The sequence below is a fragment of the Mesorhizobium sp. M1E.F.Ca.ET.041.01.1.1 genome (assembly GCF_003997355.1).
Taxonomy (GTDB): Bacteria; Pseudomonadota; Alphaproteobacteria; order Rhizobiales; family Rhizobiaceae; genus Mesorhizobium.
Genome location: NZ_RZSL01000412.1, coordinates 1 through 5,619 on the forward strand (window position 1 = coordinate 1; position 5,619 = coordinate 5,619).

Below are 5,619 nucleotides of genomic sequence, written 5' to 3' on the forward strand. Positions count from 1 at the left end.
GGCGTAGTTGGCCCGAAGCGGCGCGAGCCACTCGTCGATCTCGCCTGCGAACGACAGCCCGTCGAGCAGGTCGCCCCGATAGAGGTCGGCCGCTGCCGCGAGGCTTGTGCCTTCATCGGCCTGACAGTTCCGGTCGAAAATCCAGATGTCGGCCTCGTCGGCATTCGCCGCCAGCCAGATGGTGTCGGCACTGCCTTCGATGCGAATGGCTTCGTCGCCGGTGGACGGAAACAGCCGCCTGATGTCGACCAGAGCCTGGCGCAGGCTGTTTCGCGCCTGCTGCTCGCCGCTGCCGGCCCACAGCATCGCCGCCACCCTCTCGCGGCGAAGGCCCTTGGGCCCGGCCAGAACGAGCGCGGCAAAGAGCAGCGACGTCTTGCGCGTCGCGAAGTGCAGAGGTTGCCCGCCTGCGAAGACAACCTCGATGCCGCCAAGCAATCGGATGCGCACTCCTGCCCCCGTGAAAAAAGCCATGGGCAGAATATCACGTCCCGCCACCGACTTAACGACGATTTAGCGCGGTTTTTCCTACGGTTTCACGCTTGGATGAACATTGGCAAAGCGCGCCGGTGGGACATTGCCCTCGTGAGTTCGAACGAGGGAGAATGACAATGACCTACATCAGCCTCAGGACCTTCCAGCCGACCACCCGCCGTGCCGGCACGCTCGCGGCCAATATCGCGACGATCTTCGTCGGGCTCCGGCGCCGGTACCAGGATGCCATGCAGCGCAGGGCTTTGGCCGGCTTGTCGATGTCGGAACTGAAGGATTTCGGGTATCCGGCCGATGAAGCTCCCGCCGATGTCGCGGCTCGCGGCCGCCGCCCGCTGCGGTGAACCGTCACTTTTCCTGGAATCAGGCCAGCGGCGCGCCGGGTAGATAAAGGGCGATCGGCCGTATCTCGTAGACCGCGGTGGGATTGACGCGCTTGAGATCGCGCGCCGCCGCGATCGCCTCGTCCTGGTCCGCGCAATCCAGCACATAGAGGCCGAGCAACTGCTCCTTTGTCTCGGTAAAGGGACCGTCGATCACCATGCCGTCGCCCGGACCGCGCAGCGTGACCGCTTTAGCGGTCTCGCCCAGCCTTGCCGCCGGCCCCAGCTTGCCGGCGCGCGTCAGCCTGTCGTTGATCTCGAGCAGGTCTTTCATGAGGGCTGCATCCTCGTCGGGCGTCCAGGACTGGACGGTCTCTTCGACGTGATAGGCAAGGATCGCATAGAACATGGAGCGGTTTCCTCGTGCATGACCCCGAAAATCGGAATCGATTTTTGCTTTGCTGACCTTCGGTTCGGAAAGGATCATCCACCAAATTGAAGTGCTGCAGCGTCCTTTGCGCAAGAGGACGCGCGGCGCTGTAGAGAGCGGCCGCACTATCACAAGGATGGCGAGGCCGATCCAGTCCCGACGGCAGTCGGGAAAACGCCTCCTGACTCAAGCTGCCAGCGGCAGGCACAGCTCCGTCAGCAGGCCACCGGCGGGATGGTTGGAAAGGCTGATCTCGCCGCCGGCGCCGCGAGCGATGTTGCGGGCTATGGTGAGGCCGAGACCCAGGCCGCCGGTCTCGCGGTTGCGCGACTGTTCGAGGCGCACGAAGGAAGCGAACACCTGATCCAGCTTTGCCTGCGGGATGCCCGGCCCCTCGTCGCGGATGGTGAGCAAAATCGTATCACCCGACCGTCGCACGCCGATATGCGCCTTCTTGCCATAGGTGACCGCGTTCTGGACGAGATTGGTGATGCAGCGGCGCAGCGCCACCGGCCGCGCGATGCAGATCAGGCCGCGCGAAGGTGTGGCGTCTTCGTCGAAGGAAGCATCCTCGAACATGTCGGCGACGGATTCCACCAGCGACCAGAAATCGATCCGCTCGGCCTTTTCCTCCGTGACCTCGAATTTGGCGAAGTCGATCACCGAACTGGCGATGCTTTCGATGTCGGCGAGGTCATGCGCAAGGGCTTCGCGAGCGGCTGATTTGCGCAGCAACTCGAGACGCAGCCGCATCCTGGTCAGCGGCGTGCGCAGATCATGCGCAAGTGCTGCCGCCAGGTGTTCGCGGTCCTCGACATAGTCGCGCAGGCGCATCTGCATGGCGTTGACCGCTTTCGCCGCGGCACGGATCTCGCGGCTGCCGCTCTCGGCGATCGGCGGGCTTTTCAGGTCGTTGCCGATGCGGTTCACCGCGGTCTCCATCATGCGGTAAGGCGCCGTCAGCCGGCGCAGCGACCAGATCGACATGACCACGATCAATCCCGCTATCAGCGAATAGAGCGGCAGGCTGTCCCAACTCAGGATCGGCCCCGCCGGCGTGATCGGCTCGGTGAAGTTCAGCCATTGGCCGTCGGAAAAGCGCAGCGACGCCGTCAGCTTGTCGCTCTGCGCAAAGTCCGCGGCCAGCACCAGAAGATCGCGCTCGACCTGGCCGACATCCCTGTTCATCACCTGGCCGTCCGGGACATCGGCTTCCTGCGTTGCCGGATCGCGCCGCACGCGCGCGTCGGTGATGCCGAACTTGGACAGGCGGCCGACCAGAATGTCCTCCAGCTCGGCAAGCTGGTCGTCGCCGGCAATCGAGGAGGTGACGGCAGGAGTGTCCGAAACGGTCAGCGCATAGGTGGCATTGAACAGGCCGGATGCGGTCGCCTTGCGCTCCTCGGGCGTGGCGTCATGCATCAGCTGCACCAGCGAATAGGCGCGGTCGTTCAGCCGGTAGAGATCAACCACATCGTTGGCGGCAGCGCGGTCGCGCGCCACGATATAGAGCGTCGCGACCTGGCTGATCATCAGGCTGGCGATGACGATGAGCAGCACCCAGACCGGCAGGGTTTGCGGCAGGAAGCGTCTCATTCGGAGGTCGTTTCGGGCAGAAACTGATAGCCGCCGCTGCGCACGGTCAGAATCAGCTTCGGCGTCTTCGGGTCGTCTTCCATCTTGCGGCGCAGGCGGCTCACCAGGATATCGACGCTGCGGTCGAAGCTGTAGCCGGTGTCGCCACCCGAAAGCTCGATGAGCTGTTCGCGGGTGAGCACGCGCTGCGCGCTCTTGACGAAGGTCTGCAGCAGATTGAACTCGGCCATCGTCAGCTCCACCCGCACGTCGTCGGGCGCCGTCAGGCGGCGGCGCGAGCAATCCATGGTCCAGCCGGCGAACCGGTAGATCTGCTTGGCGGCGGGCCGGCGCGGCTCGGCGGTGCCGTTGCGCCTCAGAACAGCGCGGATGCGGGCGAGCAACTCGCGCGGATCGAAGGGTTTCGGCACATAGTCATCCGCGCCCATCTCGAGGCCGACGACGCGGTCCGTCGTCTCGGTCACCGCGGTCAGCATGATGATCGGTGTGGTGTAATTGGCGCGGATCTCGCGGCAAAGCTCCAGCCCGCTTTTTCCCGGCAGCATCACGTCCAGCACGATGAGGTCGACCTGCACGCGGCGCAGGATCGCCTCCATCTCGGCGCCGTCGGCGGCCACCGTCGTGCGCAGTCCCCGCTTCTGGAAGAATTCCTGAAGCAGGTCCCGTATGCCCTTGTCGTCATCGACGATCAGTATGTGCGCGTCGGATTTCACGAGAACCCCGCGATTGCTGTAGTCAAGCCGTCCTTCGGTGATCACCCACACGATAGAATTCGGGCCACATGTTGGCCAGCGGCGACGATTTGGGAAGAGCTGGCTTCCCCAGAAACAATTCAGAAACAAAATTCTACAGTTGGGAAAAACTCGTGAAAAATTTCAAGGGCATAACCGGTGTCGTGGCGGTCAGGTCATCGGCTGCGACGCAAGTTTCCGGAGTAACGGGCAAGACCAATGCAGAGGTTCTGGATCAGCTTGATGGGTGCTTTGCTCAGCATGTCGCTCATCACAGCCGCGGTCGGAGCCTCCAACGCAAAGGTGACGTCGCTGACCCGGGCCGAGCGCTGCACCAACCTCAGCCGTCAAGTTGACGAAGCCCTCGAAACCCATGCCGCGGCAACGCAGGTCACCGCGGCGAAGGCACTTCAAAGAAAGGGAAACCGGTTCTGCGCCGCCAAGAAACAGGCACAGGGCATCCGGATGCTCGCAAATGCTTTGAAGCTGCTTGGAGTGACACCGATCGACCCGGTTCAGTGACGCTCACCTTCCTCGACCCGCATGAAAAGGAAATGAAGCCATGAAGAAGTCCATTCTCTCCGCCACCGGTCTCGCCGTCGCTCTCGCCTTCGCGATGCCGTCTCTCGGCAACGCCGCCGCCACGACGACCGCTGCTCCGGCTGCTTCGACCACGACCACCGCTCCGGCTGACAGCACGGCAAAGCCGCCCGTGAAGAAAGTCGCCGCGAAGAAGCACAAGAAGGCTTCGAAGAAGAAGGTCGTCAAGAAGACCGACAAGAAGGATGCTCCGAAGACCTGATCCGGGTCTCGGCACCTTACCTTACAAAACCGCTCCAGCCGGTTTCGGCTGGGGCGGTTTCTGGCGACCGAAGCCGACACCCCCGGCAGCTTCCGCCGCGAAAGCTTGATCCTTAACCCGATCGCAATGCCGGTGTCGTAGGACAATCCGCATGAGGAAGCGGTTTTCGTCCCTGATGCGTTCGCTGACGCTCGGCGGCCTGGTTGCCACCGCGGCGGCAAGAGCGCTTATCATCTTCACAGCCAGCCCGGTGCCGGATCCCGCCAGCGGCAGGACCGAGCCGGAGCTTTTCGCGCCGGTAATCTCGTCGAGCTTCGACTACATCACGCCGGCACAGAGCTGGATCCTGATCGTGCTCACCGGCGCAACGCTGGTCGGCTTCGCCGCCTGGATAGTCACCGCGTTCATGGAGCGTGGTTCCGACATGGACGATGGCGGCTCCGGCAGGTTCGATAAAACGATGCGCCGCACGATCGGCCGGCAGGGCCGTTGAACCGCAAACAGTGCTTTCCCACATAAGGTCGGATGCTTGCCCGCGCCGCTACGGCGGGCAAATGGGCGAATGCTTCCCTGCATGACTAAAGTGGAAGCAACAATCACAGCTATTTTCGCGCAATTCCGGACGGAAAACCGCTGAGCACTTTTCCTGGAATTGCTGAGTTCACAACCGGCGGATTCCAATGCCTGAAACTGTCCTCAAACCCCGTACCAAGACGCAGCTGAAAACCGAGCGGCCAAAGCTCTACAAGGTCATCCTGGTCAATGACGACTTCACACCGCGCGAGTTCGTGGTGACAGTGCTGAAGGGTGAGTTCAAGCTCAGCGAGGATCAGGCGCATCGGGTGATGATCACGGCGCACACGCGCGGCGTCTGCGTGGTCGCCGTCTTCACGCGCGACGTCGCCGAAACCAAGGCCACGCGAGCAACCGATGCCGGCAAGGCCAAGGGCTATCCGCTGCTGTTCACGACCGAACCGGAAGAGTAGGGCGGCACCCTTTTCCCTTCTCCCCTTGTGGGAGAAGGTGGCCGAGCGAAGCTCGGCCGGATGAGGGGTGCTCCAGGGAACGCCAACGTCTCATTCCTTCCAGCACCCCTCAACCGTCTCGGCGCTGCGCGCCGATCCACCTTCTCCCACAAGGGTGTTTGGACCGGGGACATCGCGAACAGGTGTGCGAAGACATCGCGAACAGTTTTGCATGCTATCGGGCGAGGGCATTGAGGTCGATGGTTTCTATTTTCTGATG

8 protein-coding genes and 1 pseudogene are annotated in these 5,619 nt (G+C 62.9%); 5 read left to right on the top strand and 4 right to left on the bottom strand.

Features of this window, described 5'->3' with window-relative positions; translation table 11 throughout:
- A pseudogene (locus EOA38_RS26245) lies at positions 1 to 438 on the bottom strand (adenylate cyclase); the annotation flags it as partial.
- 173 nt (positions 439 to 611) lie between these two features.
- On the opposite strand from EOA38_RS26245, the gene EOA38_RS26250 reads away from it, so the two are divergent.
- A complete protein-coding gene (locus EOA38_RS26250) occupies positions 612 to 836 on the top strand; it encodes a hypothetical protein (protein WP_126092336.1) in 225 nt (74 codons plus the stop codon).
- A 19-nt stretch (positions 837 to 855) separates the two neighbouring features.
- Here the strand turns inward: EOA38_RS26250 and EOA38_RS26255 are convergent, their stop codons facing one another.
- The 3 genes from EOA38_RS26255 to EOA38_RS26265 all read right to left on the bottom strand — a co-directional run bounded on the left by EOA38_RS26255 (position 856) and on the right by EOA38_RS26265 (position 3,554).
- Positions 856 to 1,224, bottom strand: a complete 369-nt coding sequence (locus tag EOA38_RS26255) for a YciI family protein (protein ID WP_126092337.1) — start codon at positions 1,222 to 1,224, stop codon at positions 856 to 858.
- Positions 1,225 to 1,431: 207 nt separating this feature from the next.
- Positions 1,432 to 2,841, bottom strand: a complete 1,410-nt coding sequence (locus EOA38_RS26260) for an ATP-binding protein (RefSeq protein ID WP_126092338.1) — start codon at positions 2,839 to 2,841, stop codon at positions 1,432 to 1,434.
- Positions 2,838 to 3,554, bottom strand: coding sequence for a response regulator transcription factor (locus EOA38_RS26265; RefSeq protein WP_126092339.1), 717 nt, complete (start codon positions 3,552 to 3,554; stop codon positions 2,838 to 2,840). The genes EOA38_RS26260 and EOA38_RS26265 overlap by 4 nt, the downstream gene beginning before the upstream one ends.
- Positions 3,555 to 3,791: 237 nt before the next feature.
- Here EOA38_RS26265 and EOA38_RS26270 point away from each other — a divergent pair, with 237 nt between their 5' ends.
- From EOA38_RS26270 to clpS, 4 genes are all read left to right on the top strand, one after another.
- Positions 3,792 to 4,094 (top strand): hypothetical protein, encoded by a 303-nt coding sequence (locus EOA38_RS26270; RefSeq protein WP_126092340.1) that lies wholly within the window; start codon positions 3,792 to 3,794, stop codon positions 4,092 to 4,094.
- Positions 4,095 to 4,134: 40 nt separating this feature from the next.
- Positions 4,135 to 4,374, top strand: a complete 240-nt coding sequence (locus tag EOA38_RS26275) for a hypothetical protein (protein WP_126092341.1) — start codon at positions 4,135 to 4,137, stop codon at positions 4,372 to 4,374.
- 151 nt (positions 4,375 to 4,525) lie between these two features.
- Positions 4,526 to 4,867: a hypothetical protein gene (locus EOA38_RS26280; RefSeq protein WP_189350550.1), complete on the top strand. Its 342-nt coding sequence runs from the start codon at positions 4,526 to 4,528 to the stop codon at positions 4,865 to 4,867.
- A gap of 187 nt (positions 4,868 to 5,054) precedes the next feature.
- Positions 5,055 to 5,360, top strand: a complete 306-nt coding sequence (gene clpS, locus EOA38_RS26285) for an ATP-dependent Clp protease adapter ClpS (protein ID WP_126092342.1) — start codon at positions 5,055 to 5,057, stop codon at positions 5,358 to 5,360.
- The last annotated feature ends 259 nt before the right edge of the window (positions 5,361 to 5,619 follow it).

What these genes read in the sequence shown, in the direction of transcription:
- EOA38_RS26250 (WP_126092336.1), top strand. Translation starts at nt 612, where the DNA reads ATGACCTACATCAGCCTCAGGACCTTCCAGCCGACCACCCGCCGTGCC.
- EOA38_RS26255 (WP_126092337.1), bottom strand. Translation starts at nt 1,224, where the DNA reads ATGTTCTATGCGATCCTTGCCTATCACGTCGAAGAGACCGTCCAGTCC.
- EOA38_RS26260 (WP_126092338.1), bottom strand. Translation starts at nt 2,841, where the DNA reads ATGAGACGCTTCCTGCCGCAAACCCTGCCGGTCTGGGTGCTGCTCATC.
- EOA38_RS26270 (WP_126092340.1), top strand. Translation starts at nt 3,792, where the DNA reads ATGCAGAGGTTCTGGATCAGCTTGATGGGTGCTTTGCTCAGCATGTCG.
- EOA38_RS26275 (WP_126092341.1), top strand. Translation starts at nt 4,135, where the DNA reads ATGAAGAAGTCCATTCTCTCCGCCACCGGTCTCGCCGTCGCTCTCGCC.
- EOA38_RS26280 (WP_189350550.1), top strand. Translation starts at nt 4,526, where the DNA reads ATGAGGAAGCGGTTTTCGTCCCTGATGCGTTCGCTGACGCTCGGCGGC.
- clpS (WP_126092342.1), top strand. Translation starts at nt 5,055, where the DNA reads ATGCCTGAAACTGTCCTCAAACCCCGTACCAAGACGCAGCTGAAAACC.